The 13,699-nt window shown below is 59.0% G+C and carries 16 protein-coding genes; 4 read left to right on the top strand and 12 right to left on the bottom strand.

Translation table 11 applies throughout. The annotated features are described in order from the left end of the window. Positions 1–60 precede the first annotated feature (60 nt). The 3 genes from AC2FF8_RS16915 to AC2FF8_RS16905 all read left to right on the top strand — a co-directional run bounded on the left by AC2FF8_RS16915 (position 61) and on the right by AC2FF8_RS16905 (position 3,038). On the top strand, positions 61–981 hold the full coding sequence (locus tag AC2FF8_RS16915) for a DnaJ C-terminal domain-containing protein (protein ID WP_496880278.1): 921 nt from the start codon (positions 61–63) through the stop codon (positions 979–981). Next, entirely contained in the window at positions 978–1,316 is a 339-nt protein-coding gene (locus AC2FF8_RS16910; protein ID WP_170345537.1) for a hypothetical protein, read from the top strand. Before AC2FF8_RS16915 ends, AC2FF8_RS16910 begins: the two co-directional genes overlap by 4 nt. Before the next feature lie 63 nt (positions 1,317–1,379). Then, positions 1,380–3,038: a U32 family peptidase gene (locus AC2FF8_RS16905; RefSeq protein WP_496880277.1), complete on the top strand. Its 1,659-nt coding sequence runs from the start codon at positions 1,380–1,382 to the stop codon at positions 3,036–3,038. Between the two features lie 6 nt (positions 3,039–3,044). Here AC2FF8_RS16905 and AC2FF8_RS16900 read toward each other — a convergent pair whose 3' ends face one another. From AC2FF8_RS16900 to AC2FF8_RS16880, 5 genes are all read right to left on the bottom strand, one after another. Further along, positions 3,045–3,662, bottom strand: coding sequence for a cytochrome P460 family protein (locus AC2FF8_RS16900; protein ID WP_257599463.1), 618 nt, complete (start codon positions 3,660–3,662; stop codon positions 3,045–3,047). 285 nt (positions 3,663–3,947) lie between these two features. After that, positions 3,948–5,135 carry a dual-specificity RNA methyltransferase RlmN gene (rlmN, locus tag AC2FF8_RS16895; protein WP_257599464.1) on the bottom strand — a complete coding sequence of 396 codons (1,188 nt, stop codon included), beginning with the start codon at positions 5,133–5,135 and terminating at the stop codon, positions 3,948–3,950. Between the two features lie 86 nt (positions 5,136–5,221). Continuing rightward, positions 5,222–5,599, bottom strand: a complete 378-nt coding sequence (locus tag AC2FF8_RS16890) for a lysozyme inhibitor LprI family protein (RefSeq protein ID WP_496873795.1) — start codon at positions 5,597–5,599, stop codon at positions 5,222–5,224. An 86-nt stretch (positions 5,600–5,685) separates the two neighbouring features. Beyond that, positions 5,686–5,856: a hypothetical protein gene (locus tag AC2FF8_RS16885; protein ID WP_170345532.1), complete on the bottom strand. Its 171-nt coding sequence runs from the start codon at positions 5,854–5,856 to the stop codon at positions 5,686–5,688. Between the two features lie 142 nt (positions 5,857–5,998). Then, entirely contained in the window at positions 5,999–6,535 is a 537-nt protein-coding gene (locus tag AC2FF8_RS16880; protein WP_257599466.1) for an invasion associated locus B family protein, read from the bottom strand. Positions 6,536–6,714: 179 nt separating this feature from the next. Here AC2FF8_RS16880 and AC2FF8_RS16875 point away from each other — a divergent pair, with 179 nt between their 5' ends. After that, positions 6,715–7,713: an asparaginase gene (locus AC2FF8_RS16875; protein WP_170345530.1), complete on the top strand. Its 999-nt coding sequence runs from the start codon at positions 6,715–6,717 to the stop codon at positions 7,711–7,713. A gap of 5 nt (positions 7,714–7,718) precedes the next feature. On the opposite strand, the gene AC2FF8_RS16870 is transcribed toward AC2FF8_RS16875, so the two are convergent. The 7 genes from AC2FF8_RS16870 to AC2FF8_RS16840 form a co-directional block, all read right to left on the bottom strand. Next, positions 7,719–8,039: a YciI family protein gene (locus tag AC2FF8_RS16870; RefSeq protein ID WP_170345529.1), complete on the bottom strand. Its 321-nt coding sequence runs from the start codon at positions 8,037–8,039 to the stop codon at positions 7,719–7,721. 22 nt (positions 8,040–8,061) lie between these two features. After that, the gene (locus tag AC2FF8_RS16865) at positions 8,062–8,490 is read right to left on the bottom strand and encodes an SRPBCC family protein (RefSeq protein WP_425080149.1); all 429 of its coding nucleotides are present in this window, start codon (positions 8,488–8,490) and stop codon (positions 8,062–8,064) included. Continuing rightward, positions 8,478–8,807, bottom strand: a complete 330-nt coding sequence (locus AC2FF8_RS16860; RefSeq protein ID WP_117872947.1) for an ArsR/SmtB family transcription factor — start codon at positions 8,805–8,807, stop codon at positions 8,478–8,480. Before AC2FF8_RS16860 ends, AC2FF8_RS16865 begins: the two co-directional genes overlap by 13 nt. Before the next feature lie 42 nt (positions 8,808–8,849). Continuing rightward, the gene (serB, locus tag AC2FF8_RS16855; RefSeq protein ID WP_496880276.1) at positions 8,850–9,728 is read right to left on the bottom strand and encodes a phosphoserine phosphatase SerB; all 879 of its coding nucleotides are present in this window, start codon (positions 9,726–9,728) and stop codon (positions 8,850–8,852) included. 36 nt (positions 9,729–9,764) lie between these two features. Then, entirely contained in the window at positions 9,765–10,493 is a 729-nt protein-coding gene (locus AC2FF8_RS16850; RefSeq protein WP_496880275.1) for a metallophosphoesterase family protein, read from the bottom strand. A gap of 118 nt (positions 10,494–10,611) precedes the next feature. Beyond that, the gene (gene serA, locus AC2FF8_RS16845) at positions 10,612–12,207 is read right to left on the bottom strand and encodes a phosphoglycerate dehydrogenase (protein ID WP_170345525.1); all 1,596 of its coding nucleotides are present in this window, start codon (positions 12,205–12,207) and stop codon (positions 10,612–10,614) included. 64 nt (positions 12,208–12,271) lie between these two features. After that, positions 12,272–13,426 carry a phosphoserine transaminase gene (locus AC2FF8_RS16840; RefSeq protein WP_170345524.1) on the bottom strand — a complete coding sequence of 385 codons (1,155 nt, stop codon included), beginning with the start codon at positions 13,424–13,426 and terminating at the stop codon, positions 12,272–12,274. Positions 13,427–13,699 lie beyond the last annotated feature (273 nt).

The raw sequence follows: 13,699 nt of genomic DNA, 5'->3' as shown, positions 1-13,699 counted from the left end.
AAATCGCATGGTAGAACACCTTCATCCTGATCAAACCTGTCCCTGACCTGAGAGAGTGATATGAGCGACGACCCCTACACCGTTCTTGGTGTCTCGAAGGACGCCAGCGCAGCCGAGATCAAGAAAGCCTACCGGCGCATTGCCAAGGATTGCCATCCGGATCTGAAACCGGGCGATGACGCGGCCGAGGCCAAGTTCAAGGCCGCTGCCGCAGCCTATGATCTATTGAAAGACCCTGAAACACGTGCGCGTTTTGACAACGGGGAAATAGACGCCTCGGGTCAAGAGCGCCCGCAACAGCAGTATTACCGAGAGTATGCCGAGGCCGCTGGAAACCCCTATCGGGGGCGTCAGGCGGATCCCGACGACATGTCAGACATCTTCGCCGAGTTCATGCGCGGTCGCGGCGGTTTTGGCGGTCAGCGCAGCCACGAGTTTCACGCTCCGGGTCACAATCTGAACTACACCCTGCAAATCAGCTTTCTGGACTCCGTGTTCGGCGCCAGTCAGAAATTGACCTTGCCGGATGGGGACCGGATCGAGGTCAAAATCCCGGCCGGTATCACCGACGGCCAGACCATCCGGTTGCGCGGCAAAGGCGCGCCGGGATATGGCGAAGGCCCTCCGGGTGACGCTCTGGTGACGGTTTCGGTCGCCAAGCACCCGGTTTTTGAACGTCAGGGCGACGACATCCATATCACGCTGCCGATCACAATCGACGAGGCCATTCTGGGCGGAAAAGTCCCGGCCCCCACCATTGACGGCGGTGTGAATGTCAACGTACCAGCGGGCACCAGCAGCGGCAAAACGCTCCGGTTGCGCGGCAAAGGCGTGAAAAAGCGCGGCTCGTCCGCCCGTGGGGACCAGCTGATTGAGCTGACCATTGCGACACCGGACAAGATCGATGATGAACTGAAGCAGTTCATGGAAACCTGGCGTCAAAAGCACCGCTATGATCCGCGGAAAGGAATGCAGCTATGACCCTGACCGAAAAGGAACTGATCGAAACGGTCACCCGCCTGACCTCGGACCGCCTGACCGAATACCTCGCGGCGGAAATCGTGATTCCGGAACAGTCGGATCAAGGGCTGGTTTATCAAAATATCGACGTCGCCCGTCTGGAACTGGCCTGCGAGTTGCACGAACAGTACGACATGGAGGCCGATGCACTGTCGATGATGATCTCACTGATCGACCAGTTGCACGGGCTGCGGGCCGAACTGCGCGAAGTTCTGAACGCGATCGAGGCGCAACCCGAACCTGTGCGGCAGCAACTGGTCAAGGTCATCGGTACAGCGCGATTCCGTCGCAGATAACGGGGTTTTGGACTCGGAACATTTGGATTAGAAGGCCGGCTTGATCCTTTGACAGGTGGCGCCATGACCCAGTCCAGATCTGAATTGCTGATGCCTGCGGGCAATCTGCGCAAGCTGAAACTCGCTGTCCTCTACGGGGCGGATGCGGTGTATCTGGGCACGCCCGATATGTCGCTGCGCACAAAATCCGAGTTCTCGCTGGAAGAGGTGATCGAAGGGGTCGAGTTCTGCCACAGCCATGGCCGGCGCGCCTATCTGACGCTGAACCTGTTTTCGCACAACAAGGACATCCCGAAGCTGGACGAATATATCGACACGGTCCGCAAAGTGCAGCCGGACGGGTTGATCATCGCCGACCCCGGCGTGTTCCAGTACGTCCGCGACCGCGCGCCGGACCTGCCGCTGCATATCTCGACCCAGGCCAATATCTGTTCGTGGCTGTCGGTGAAGTTCTGGCAGGACCAGGGCGCCGAACTGGTGGTGCTGGCGCGCGAGGTTTCCTACCCCGAACTGGTGGAAATCCGTGAAAAATGCCCCGACATCAAGCTCGAGGCCTTCGTCCATGGTGCCATGTGCATGACCTATTCGGGCCGCTGCCTGCTGTCGAACTTCATGGCCGAGCGCGGCGCCAACCAGGGCAATTGCGCCAATTCCTGCCGCTGGAACTATGCGCTGAAGCTGCGCCTGAAGGATGGCACCCATCAGGAATTGCGGATCACCGAGGAAAACGCCGACCTGTTCGAATTCCTGCTGGAAGAAGGCTGCCGCCCCGGTGATCTGATGCCCATCGAAGAGGACGATCGTGGCTCGTACATCCTCAATTCGCGCGATCTGTGCATCATGCCCAAGCTGGACGAATACCTGAAGATCGGCGTGGACAGCCTCAAGGTCGAGGGGCGCGGCAAGTCGGAATATTATGCCGCCATCGTCGCGCGTGCTTATCGCATGGCCATCGACGATTACTATGCCGACCCCGAGAACTGGGACCCGAAACCCTATATGCGCGAGCTGGAGACCGTGGGAAACCGCGGCTATACGCTGGCCTTCCACGAGGGGCGTCTGACCAACTACGCCCATGATTACGAGCACACGGCGTCCATCGCGCAGTGGGAATATGCCGGGATCGTCACCGAAGTGACCGAGGATGCGTTTCTGGTCGAGGTAAAGAACAAGCTGGAACCGGGCGATGTGCTGGATTTCGTCTCGCCGATCTCGCGTGAGACGGTTCTGCTGCGGGTTTATGATTTCGAACGCGCATCCGATGGTGCGCGGATGGACGTGGTGCATGGCAGCACCAAAACAGTGATCCGCCTGCCCTTCACCCTGTTCGACCACGAGGATACCGACGACCTGCGCACCCGGTTCCCCGCCTATTCCGTTCTGCGCAAGGAACGCGCCCTGACCGACGAACACTGGAGCCGCATTCGGTTCGACAAGCTGGTGCAGGGATTGGAAACCTCGGGCCGCGACAATCCCGCGGCCTATGCGCGCCGCCGCGACGAACTGGTCGAGAAGATCGGCGAAGACGGCAACGAACGCCGGTTCAAGACCAACCGCATCGGCACCGAAGGCTGCTGCGGCAAGGGCTGCAACGGCTGCCTGATCTTCTGGCAGGACGACAAATACGCGCTGGCCCGTGAAGTTCTGTCAAAGCGCAAACAAGGCGAGCAGCTCAGCCGCCGCGAGGCGACGGAATTGAAGCTGCCGGGCGAAAATGCCTGATTTGGCTCAATCGCGCGTCCGATAGTCTTCCGGCACGTAAAACGTATAGTCCCGATCTGCCACCTGTTCGTGACAGACATGGCAATACGCCACGGCGCCGGCGCGGTCGCCCATAGTGTCCCCAAACACCGAGCCGTCCGGCAAGACCATGATGTAACGCCAATCCGCCGTGTCCGGGCTGGCACCTTCTGTCAGTTTCTCCATTATGAACATGGCACCGGGATGTACGTGACCTTCATCCGTCACGGTCATGCTGTCCTTGGCAAGAACCGACCCCATGGGAAGTTCTTCACCTTCCTGCAACGTCCCGTAGTTATGCGCCATGCGATTGGCATAGCTGTTCACATACCGCTGCCCATGGGTTGCCGAAATATAGGGCGCATCATTGAAAAGCGGCCAGCTTTGGTAGTTTAGGATCAGGTTCAATTGTGCCACGGCGTAGCCACGCGCCATGCGGCGATTGAGCGATCGGTAGTGTTCCAAAGCCTCTTGTTTGCTCAGCTCGGCAGGGTTTTCGATCGCGATATGAGCGTTCTGGCCGTCAGCGAAGGCCAAGCCTGAACCCGAGAGGATAGCAAGCGCAGCGGCACCAAAACGGATGATCGAAAAAGAACCTGCATTCATAATCGTGGCCCACCTGAAAATCAGTTCACCCGAGCGCATTCTGCACCACTTGGAACAGTCTAGCGGAATCGCAAAAACTTGCCATCTCTGACCCGAACACCTCACCGCCTTGTGTGTCGAATTGAAGTGGCAAATTCAGAGACGGGCACTGGAAATATAGCAAATTATGCATGTGGTTTCAGCATCTGAAACATTAAGTTTGCACAAAACACTTGTGACGTGCAGACAGAGCCAGAAAACACTTAAGGCGCGATCCGATCAAGCCAAGCCGAGATCGACCGAACCCTATTGGTTCAGGCCCGTTTCGGCCTCGATTTGTTTGCGTGATTTGCGCGCCCGCTCGGTTGCCGACTTCAACTGACCACAAGCTGCCATGATGTCCTCACCGCGCGTCTTGCGGATCGGCGAGGCATAGCCGGCCTGATAGATGATGTTGGCGAAAGCGCGGATACGGTTGTTCGAGCTGCGCTTGTACGGTGCACCGGGCCATTCGTTGAACGGGATCAGGTTGATCTTGGCCGGAATGTTGTGGCGCTTGATGTGATCGATCAGACGATGCGCATCTTCGTCACTGTCATTCACACCATCCAGCATCACATATTCAAACGTGATCCGTTCAGAGTTCGAAGCATTGGGATAGCTGGCCAAAGCTGTCAGCAGTTCCTCGATGTTCCAACGTTTGTTGATTGGCACCAGAATGTCGCGCACCTCGTCAGTGGTGGCGTGGAACGAGATCGCCAGCAAGCACCCGATTTCCTCGGCCGTGCGCGCGATTTCGGGCACCACGCCCGAGGTCGACAGGGTAATCCGCCGGCGCGACAGGGAAATCCCCTCGGGGTCCATGGCGATCTTCATCGCGTCGCGGACGTTTTCGAAGTTGTAAAGTGGCTCACCCATGCCCATCAGAACGATGTTCGACAGCAGGCGGGTTTCGTCCTTGGGTGCGCCGGGGGTTGGCCATTCCTCAAGATCGTCGCGCGCCATCATGATCTGGCCGACGATTTCGGCGGATGTCAGGTTTCGTACAAGTTTTTGGGTTCCGGTATGGCAGAACGAACAGGTCAGCGTGCAGCCCACCTGAGACGAGATGCACAGGGTTCCGCGATCTTCCTCGGGGATATAGACCACCTCGACCTCATGCCCGCCGGCGATGCGGCACAGGTATTTGCGGGTGCCATCCTCGGACACCTGACGCGTCACCACCTCGGGGATTTCGATCACGAAATGCTCGGCCAGTTGTGCACGATAGGCTTTGGCGAGATTTGTCATCTGGGCAAAGTCGCGCACACCCCATTGATAGATCCATTGCCAGATCTGGCCTGTGCGCATCTTGGCCTGTTTCTCGGGCGTGCCGTGTTCAATCAAGGTCTCGCGCAACCTGTCGCGCGAAAGACCGACAAGGTTTACCTTCCCGTCGGGCAGTTTGCGCGGGATGGTCATGACGTCTTGGGTGATCGGCGCTTTGGGCGACATTGGCGTATCTCAAAGGAATCGGGCTTGGGATGCGCCTCTATATAGGAACGCCGCCAAAGATCAAAAGGATTCGTGCAGCCCAGGTGTCAGTTCACGAACCGAAGCAGCTCGGCCACCCGGGCCCGGCCCAGCTCGACCCGGCACGAGGAGACCGCTATGCCCGTGCCCGATCCGCCGCCATAGGACGCACCAACCGCCTCGCATTGTGCGTCGCGGTAGGCTTTCCAAGCCTCTTGGGATGCCTCGAGCGCCGGCAGGGCCAAGGCCCGTCCGGTGACGTCGTCCAGATCTCTGGCCGCATCTGCTGCAAATCCTAAGGCCTCGGTCATTGCGGCCGCGACATTGGCCTCGGCCTGCCCGACACAGGCACCGATTTCAACCTGTGATCCGGCACCGGAACATTCCAACGCAGGGTCTGCGAGTCCCGGTACCGGAAGAAGAAATACTGCCCAAACCCAACGCATGGCTCACCCCTCACCTGTCTGCTCACGCAGTTGAAGCGAACCTTGGCGCAAAGGCAAGGCCCGGGCAGGTTTTGGGCGTGCGGCGTTTACACCCCTGCCGGCGGAATGAAGCAATCCTCGGCATCCAGCTCCTTGACCGGATCTTCCGGGCCACATTGCTCGCCCGATATCGGATAGGAATCCGCGGTCTTTTCGCAAGCGCTCAGTACTGCGACCGATGCGGCCAGAACCAGAGTGATCCAAGTTTTCTGTTTCATCACGATGTCCTCTCTCAGTGGCTGAACCACTTAGTTCACATTGCCGGATGAGAAACTTTGACACGGATCAAAACTGGCAGATGACCATACGTCAAAAGCCCCGCAACCAGGCGGGGCCTTTTGAACAATCGGCGCGATAAGATCAGTTGGTGCAGCGCTTCTCAGCGTCTTCAATCGCTGCGGTAAAACCCAGCAGCGAAAAGGTGTCTTTCGTCTGCGTCCCGCGCTCGGACCGGGCGGTCAGAACAGCCTCGGTTCCGCGCTTCAGGGCGGTGATGATCTTGGCATCATCCGCATCCGATGCGGCCCAGGCCCATTCGCCTTCCGTGAACAGTTCGAACTCGGTCCCGTCCACGTTCAGGTTCACCGTCGAACCCGCGGCAAACGGGTAGCCGCCGGTAAAGGTCAATTGGCCTTTCACCTCGGCATTCGGACGAAAGAACACAAACAGAAGGATGTCGCTGCGCCGTACGGAAACCACGCGCCCACCACGGGTGTTCACGGTTTCCTTGGGTGCCGAGACGCTCCAGCATTCGGTGGGATCGTCTTCGACAAAAACGCTCCAATCCGTTTTTGCAGCAACACGGTTTGTGCTTGTCGCCTGTTGGGCGATTGCAGAAGTTGCGGCGATGCCTGCCACACACAGGCCCGCTATCGTGCGAACGAGCATTGATCCCATTTGTCCAGCCTCCTAGCTCGACCCTTACCTCATACCCATCGGACACGTCTGCGAACCCTGCCGGTTCGTCTATTCGTTTGCGTCTTCCGATGTTTGCCGACATACACACACTAACGCAGGTTTCGCCACAGGCGAAAGGGCGATTGGCAGAATTTTGCGCATAAATTTCGGAGGTCCAGATGACGCAGCCCGTACCCATGACAGAACTTTGGCGCGGTGCACTGCTGGAAAGTCTGCATCTGGGTCATGCGGTTGTTTGCGATGACACGGGCCAGATCGTGCGCAGTTGGGGTGACCCGCAATCCGTCATATACCCGCGGTCATCCGCCAAGATGATCCAAGCACTTCCGTTGGTCACATCAGGGGCGGCGGCGAAATACGGGCTGACCAGCGAACACCTGGCATTGGCCTGCGCCTCGCATAACGGTGCGGCGATCCACACGGATCGCGTGACGGCGTGGCTGGACCATCTGGGGTTGAACGAGCACGATCTGAGGTGCGGCCCACAAGAGCCCGCCGACACGGCCGCACGGGACCGGCTGATCCTGGCGGACGATACGCCTTGCCAGATCCACAACAATTGTTCCGGCAAGCATTGTGGCTTTCTGACTCTGGGCCAGCATATGGGCGCAGGTCCGGAGTATCTTGAGATTGATCACCCGGTACAACAGGCCTGTCTGTCTGCCATCGAAGAAACGACGGGCGAGACCAGCCCGGCATATGGCATCGATGGTTGTTCGGCCCCGAATTTCGCCACATCTCTGGCGGGTCTGGCGCGGTCGATGGCATGGTTTGCCAGCGCCTCGGACAGGTCTGATCGCTCCAGTGACGCGGCAGCTCAGCTGGTGGCCGCGATGGTGAAACACCCGGAACTTGTTGCCGGTGAGACCCGGGCCTGCACCGAACTGATGCGCGCGATGAACGGACGTGTGGCCATCAAGACCGGGGCCGAGGCCGTGTTCGTGGCCATCATCCCGGAAAAACGCATGGGCGTTGCGCTGAAGATCACCGATGGCACCACCCGCGCCAGTGAATGCGCAATTGCCGCGATACTGGTAAGCCTTGGCGTGCTGGAGGCCGATCACCCGGCCACCCGCAAATTCATGAACGCCACGCAATACAGCCGTCGCGGGCTGGAATGCGGCGTGATCAAACCTGCGACGGGTTTCCCCGACTAAGGTCCTCACATCTCGATTTCGTGGATTTCGGCCACTTCAACCGAGCCTGTGCCGTTGACGACCATCGGGCAGCCCTTGGCCATCTCGGTCGCAGCGTCGATATTGTCAGCCTTGATCACCGTGAAGCCCGAGGCCGGGTTCGCGCCGCCGTTATCGACCACGCCATTGTTGCTGACGGTGTAAGACTGCCCAACCGGGTTTCCGGGGATATCGAGGGCGTCGCCCATGTTTTGAAACCAAGCCCCCCAGGCGGCCATGGTCGCCTCGATCTCGGCGGGGTCGGTCGGGGTGTGACCCCCATGATAGACAAACAAAAATTGGGGCATATCACTCCTCCCTGATGAATATCTATTTGCAAAGTGCTTCGAGTTTGCGCAGCGAAGACGTCCAACCCTGATTGTGGTTCGCGGCTGCTTCGGCATCGGCCAGTTCCCGGTGGTCCAGCACAAGGCGGGCGCCGTTTTCGGTTGCGGCAACGGAAAGGGTCACATGGCTTTCGGCACCGCGTTGATCCCGATCGTCATGCCAACCCCATGTAAAACCCACCGAATTCGGCGGGTCGACATGCGTGACGTGGCCCGAGACCTTGTATTGCTGGCCCTCGCCATTCTCCATCACCGAATACCAAGGGCCGGTGCGTGAGAAATCCAGGTTGTGGTCCGGCACGTGCATCCCCTCGGGGCCCCACCATTGCAACAGCTTGGAACCATCACTGATCCACGCAAACAGTTCTTCGGGACTGACGGGGAATTCCCGTTCCAGTTTCAGGTCGGCCATGAATTCTCCCTTTCGATAATATCGCTCAGACGGTCGAGGCTGCCTTCCCAGAATTGCCGCTTGGAAATCGTCCAGTCGGCAATCGCCCGCAACCCTTCGGATCGGATGGAATACATCCGCTGTGTGCCTTGCACACGCTGCTGCACCAACCCGGCCTCGCGCAGCACCTTGAGGTGGCGTGAAATCGCGGCGCCGGACATGCCGCGCCCTTCGATCAGATCACCGGCAGGCAGCTCACCCTGCTCCATCAATTGCTCGACAATCGAGAACCGGGTGGCATCGGACAAAGCGGAAAACGTGGTCAGAAGTGTGCTCATATCCATTATTTAACATAAATGTTAAATAATGGATAGTCCTGATCAGCCGCCTACAAAATCGGCGCTGCAATAGCCTTGCAGGTAAAGCAGCGCCGTCAGGTCGCCGTGATTCACCCGCACGTCGCATTTCGCGGCCACCGACGGCTTGGCGTGAAGGGCAACCCCGGTTCCGGCGCGACCAAGCATTCCAAGGTCGTTGGCCCCGTCACCCACGGCGATCGCGTCACTTTCCGACAGGCCAAGCCGGGCCGTAATCTGCTCGAGCGCTTCGATCTTGGCCTGACGCCCCAGAATAGGACGCGCGACGTCTCCGGTCAGCTTGCCATCTTCCGCCAGCAAAGTGTTGGCACGGTTTTCATCGAATCCCAACAGCTCTGCCACCCGCGCGGTAAAGGCCGTAAAGCCACCGGATACCAACGCTGTATAGGCCCCGTTGGCCCGCATCGTCGCCAGCAATTCCCTGCCTCCGGGCATCAGGGTGATCCGTTCCCGCAAAACTTTGCCGATGACGCTTTCATCCAGATGCTTCAGCAAACCAACCCGCTCGATCAGGGCACCTTCGAAATCAAGCTCTCCGTTCATGGCGCGGGCCGTTATGTCCTTGACCCGGTCGCCAACGCCGGCCTCATCCGCCAACTCGTCGATGCATTCCTGCTGGATCATCGTGCTGTCCATATCGGCCAGCAGCATCTGTTTGCGCCGTCCTTGCGCAGGTTGCACGATCAGGTCCACCCCCATCCCTTGCAGGTCTGCCCAAACGTCCCAGCGATTGTCGGGGATGGCGTTCAACTCGAACTCTGCCGCCTCATCCGGGTTGAGCCAGAGGATGTCCCCGCCACCCCACGCATTGCGCAAGGACTCAGTCAATGCGCTGTCCAGCGAAGGCGCTGCCGGATTGGTCAGCAAAGTGGCGACATACATCTTCAATCTCCAAATTTCTCGGCCGGGCGAGGTGATCTAGGGGGTCAACGGTAAGCGGCCCTGATCGGTCAATTCCCAGCAGGTCTGCCCTTCGAACACCGCAACACCCACCGGGCGTCCGTATCCTGCACCTGTGTCCAGATTGACGCGATTGCCATAATGCGTTGCCTGCTCCACCGGGGTATGGCCATGCACGATCAGCTTGGGATGCGGGCCCGGATGGGCATGGAAATCCTGCCTGATCCAGACCAGATCGTTGGCGCGCTGCTCGTTGAGCGGCACGCCCGGGCGAATGCCTGCGTGAACAAAGGCAAGCTCGGGCGTCTGATGCATCAGAACCAGATCGCGCAGAAAGGTCCGGTGCGATTTCGGCACCGCCGCCTGCGCCATCCGATGCAGGTCTTCCAGACGAATCTGGCCTTCGAATTCAACACCATAGCTGCGCAGGGTCTCGACCCCACCCAGCCTTTCATGCAGCCAGTGATATCCTACAAGCAAATGTGGATCGTGACGCGGCGTATCCTCCATGAACCAGGCGAACATGCGATCGTGATTGCCCAGCAGAGTGATCCAGTTCAGGCCCGCATCGCGCCCGGCAATCAGCCGCTCGACCAGCCCGCGACTGTCCGGTCCGCGATCCACGTAATCCCCCAGAAACACGATCTGGGCATCCGGGCCGCCATCGCCCTTGATCAGAGACAGCGCGCGTTCCAGCTCGGCCACCTGCCCGTGCAGATCACCAATAACGTAGACAGGCTGTGTCATAGATCCTCCGACGGTAGGGTCAGCTCGCTTGTGCCGCATATTACGGCCTGAGAAAACACAGGACCCGGGTATTCGATCATCCGGGTCCTGCACTGTTTCTCAAACTCAACAGACCATGTCAGGTGACATCAAACTCCAACGGCTTGATCTGTGTGAACAGACCCGTTTCCGCCAGCTTGGCGCGTGCCTCAGCCGGAACCGGTTCGTCAACATAGAGCAACGCAATCGCTTCACCGCCAGCCTCGGAACGACCCAGGGTAAAGTTCGCGATGTTGACGTTGTTCTCACCCATGGTCCGCCCCAGAGCACCGATGATGCCCGGCACGTCTTCGTTGGTGGTGTAGAGCATATGGGCACCGACCTCGGCATCGATATTGATACCCTTGATCTGGATGAAACGCGGTTTGCCGTCGCTGAACACGGTGCCGCCAATGGAACGTTCGCGCTTGTCGGTCACAACGGTGACTTTGATATAGCCTTCGAAGGCACCCGATTTGTCCTGATTGGTGGTCGATATCTTGATCCCACGCTCTTTGGCGACAACCGGGGCCGACACCATGTTCACCTCGGGGTTGAACTTTTTCATGATCCCGGCGACCACGGCGCAGTTCAACGCCGCCAGGTTCATTTCAGCGGCAACACCATCGTACAGGATATTGATCGCCTTGACCGGCTCATCGGTCATCTGGCCGATGAAGCTGCCGAGATGGCCGGCCAGCTTGATCCACGGCCCCATCACCTTGGCTTCTTCCGCCGTCACACTGGGCATGTTCAAAGCGTTCTCGACCGCACCTGTCAGCAGATAGTTCGAGATCTGCTCGGCCACTTGCAGCGCCACGTTCTCCTGCGCTTCAGTTGTTGCTGCACCAAGATGTGGCGTGCAGACCACGTTGGGCAGGTTGAACAAGGGGTTGTCCTTGGCGGGTTCTTCACTGAACACGTCGAACGCGGCACCGGCAACGTGACCGGATTGCAACGCCTCTGCCAAAGCCTCCTCATCAACCAGACCACCACGAGCGCAGTTGATGATGCGCACGCCCTTCTTGGTTTTGGCGAGGTTCTCGCGGCTCAGAATATTGCGGGTCTGATCCGTCAGCGGTACGTGCAGGGTGATGAAGTCGGCGCGGGACAGCAACTCGTCCAGTTCAACCTTTTCGACGCCCATCTTGGCGGCTTTTTCTTCGCCCAGATAGGGATCATAGGCGATGACTTTCATCTTCAGGCCAAGCGCGCGCTCGCACACGATGCCGCCGATGTTACCCGCACCAATGACACCGAGCGTCTTGTTCGTCAGCTCGATCCCCATGAACTTGGACTTTTCCCACTTGCCCGCATGGGTCGAAGTCGAGGCCTCGGGGATCTGTCGCGCCACGGCAAACATCATCGCAATGGCGTGTTCGGCGGTGGTGATCATGTTGCCGAATGGCGTGTTCATCACGATCACACCTTTTTTCGACGCCGCTTCCTTGTCGATGTTGTCAGTGCCGATTCCGGCCCGGCCGATCACCTTCAGCTTGTCGGCTTTTTCCAGAATGGTCGGCGTGACCTTGGTGGCCGAGCGGATGGCAAGACCGTCATACTGGCCGATCACCTCGGCCAATTTGTCCTTGTCCTTGCCCAGATCGGGCATGAAATCCACGTCGATGCCGCGATCACGGAAAATCTGAACGGCAGTTTCGCTGAGTTTGTCAGAAACGAGTACTTTGGGAGCCATGTCTGTGGTCCTTGAATGCAATGAGAAGTCCGGGCCGATGCGGCCCGGTGAAGATGGGATGCGATCAGGCGGCTTCTGTTTGCGCCGCGATTTCGGCCGCAAAGGCCCATGCCAGCCAAGGCAGCATCGCTTCGATATCCGAGGTTTCGACCGTACCGCCGCACCAGATCCGCAAGCCCGCAGGCGCGTCACGATAGGCCCCGATATCCAGCGCGACATTTTCGGCTTCCAGCCGTTTGGCCACGGCCTTGGCAAAGCTTGCGCCGTCCTGAATACGGGCATCTGTGAATTTCAGACAGACGGATGTGTTCGACCGCGTCGCAGCGTCTTCGGCCAGGTTTTCGATCCAGTCGTTCTGGTCGCAGAACGCATGCACGGCACCGGCATTGGCGTTCGCACGGGCAACAAGGCCCTTCAGACCACCGACCGAGCGGGCCCAATCCAGTGCAAACAGATAATCCTCAACCGCCAGCATTGACGGCGTGTTGATCGTCGCCCCCGTGAAGATGCCTTCGATCAGCTTGCCACCCTTGGTCAGGCGGAAAATCTTGGGCAACGGCCACGCCGGCGTGTAGCTCTCCAGGCGCTCAACAGCACGGGGCGACAGGATCAGCATCCCATGCGCAGCCTCACCCCCCAGAACTTTCTGCCAGCTGAAAGTGGTCACATCCAGCTTGTCCCAGGGCAGGTCCATCGCAAAGGCAGCCGAGGTCGCATCACAGATCGTCAGACCCTGACGATCATCGGCAATCCAGTCACCGTTCGGCACGCGCACGCCCGAGGTGGTGCCATTCCAAGTGAAGACGACGTCATTGGCGAAATCGACCGATGTCAGATCCACGATCTGTCCGTAGTCGGCGGTCTTCACCTCGGCGTCGATCTTCAGCTGCTTGACTACGTCGGTCACCCAACCGGACCCAAAGCTCTCCCACGCCAGCATCTCGACCTTGCGTTCGCCCAGCAACGACCACAGCGCCATTTCGACCGCGCCCGTGTCAGACGCAGGAACAATGCCGATCCTGTAATCAGCTGGAATACCCAAGATCTCGCGCGTGCCCTCGATCGCCGCCTTCAGCTTGTCCTTGCCAACAGCGGCACGGTGCGAACGCCCCAGGGCGGCATCGGCCAGTTTGGTCAGATCAAATGTGGGGGGTTTGGCGCAGGGGCCCGAAGAAAAACGCGGATTTGCCGGCCGCGTCGCCGGTTGTTCGATCGTCATGTGTATTACCCTTCCAGATACACGCCCCTCGTTGGGGAGGGGTGTCCCACGCACAGGGCTATGGGTCCTTCGCGCCCGCAGCAAGCGGAAAAGACGCTTCGTTGAGTGAAAACGACATCCAAAAAGGGCTCAAATCAGAACAGGAGTTTCCGATTGGCGAAAAACCCCGCCGAAATTCGGCGGGGTTTTTTGATGTTATTCCGCGGCGTCTTGGTATGCGTCCATTGGGGGGCATGTGCAGACGAGGTTTCGGTCGCCGTATGCGTTGTCGAC

The sequence above is a fragment of the Ruegeria sp. YTSA144 genome (genome assembly GCF_059610125.1).
Note: the sequence above shows the minus strand (reverse complement) of the source record. Positions and strands in the feature narration are given on the sequence as shown.

What these genes read in the sequence shown, in the direction of transcription:
- AC2FF8_RS16890 (WP_496873795.1), bottom strand. Translation starts at nt 5,599, where the DNA reads ATGCGTTGGGTTTGGGCAGTATTTCTTCTTCCGGTACCGGGACTCGCA.
- serA (WP_170345525.1), bottom strand. Translation starts at nt 12,207, where the DNA reads ATGGCTCCCAAAGTACTCGTTTCTGACAAACTCAGCGAAACTGCCGTT.
- AC2FF8_RS16880 (WP_257599466.1), bottom strand. Translation starts at nt 6,535, where the DNA reads ATGGGATCAATGCTCGTTCGCACGATAGCGGGCCTGTGTGTGGCAGGC.
- AC2FF8_RS16865 (WP_425080149.1), bottom strand. Translation starts at nt 8,490, where the DNA reads ATGGCCGACCTGAAACTGGAACGGGAATTCCCCGTCAGTCCCGAAGAA.
- AC2FF8_RS16850 (WP_496880275.1), bottom strand. Translation starts at nt 10,493, where the DNA reads ATGACACAGCCTGTCTACGTTATTGGTGATCTGCACGGGCAGGTGGCC.
- AC2FF8_RS16900 (WP_257599463.1), bottom strand. Translation starts at nt 3,662, where the DNA reads ATGAATGCAGGTTCTTTTTCGATCATCCGTTTTGGTGCCGCTGCGCTT.
- AC2FF8_RS16840 (WP_170345524.1), bottom strand. Translation starts at nt 13,426, where the DNA reads ATGACGATCGAACAACCGGCGACGCGGCCGGCAAATCCGCGTTTTTCT.
- AC2FF8_RS16905 (WP_496880277.1), top strand. Translation starts at nt 1,380, where the DNA reads ATGACCCAGTCCAGATCTGAATTGCTGATGCCTGCGGGCAATCTGCGC.
- AC2FF8_RS16915 (WP_496880278.1), top strand. Translation starts at nt 61, where the DNA reads ATGAGCGACGACCCCTACACCGTTCTTGGTGTCTCGAAGGACGCCAGC.
- AC2FF8_RS16910 (WP_170345537.1), top strand. Translation starts at nt 978, where the DNA reads ATGACCCTGACCGAAAAGGAACTGATCGAAACGGTCACCCGCCTGACC.
- AC2FF8_RS16885 (WP_170345532.1), bottom strand. Translation starts at nt 5,856, where the DNA reads ATGAAACAGAAAACTTGGATCACTCTGGTTCTGGCCGCATCGGTCGCA.
- AC2FF8_RS16860 (WP_117872947.1), bottom strand. Translation starts at nt 8,807, where the DNA reads ATGAGCACACTTCTGACCACGTTTTCCGCTTTGTCCGATGCCACCCGG.
- serB (WP_496880276.1), bottom strand. Translation starts at nt 9,728, where the DNA reads ATGTATGTCGCCACTTTGCTGACCAATCCGGCAGCGCCTTCGCTGGAC.
- rlmN (WP_257599464.1), bottom strand. Translation starts at nt 5,135, where the DNA reads ATGTCGCCCAAAGCGCCGATCACCCAAGACGTCATGACCATCCCGCGC.
- AC2FF8_RS16875 (WP_170345530.1), top strand. Translation starts at nt 6,715, where the DNA reads ATGACGCAGCCCGTACCCATGACAGAACTTTGGCGCGGTGCACTGCTG.
- AC2FF8_RS16870 (WP_170345529.1), bottom strand. Translation starts at nt 8,039, where the DNA reads ATGCCCCAATTTTTGTTTGTCTATCATGGGGGTCACACCCCGACCGAC.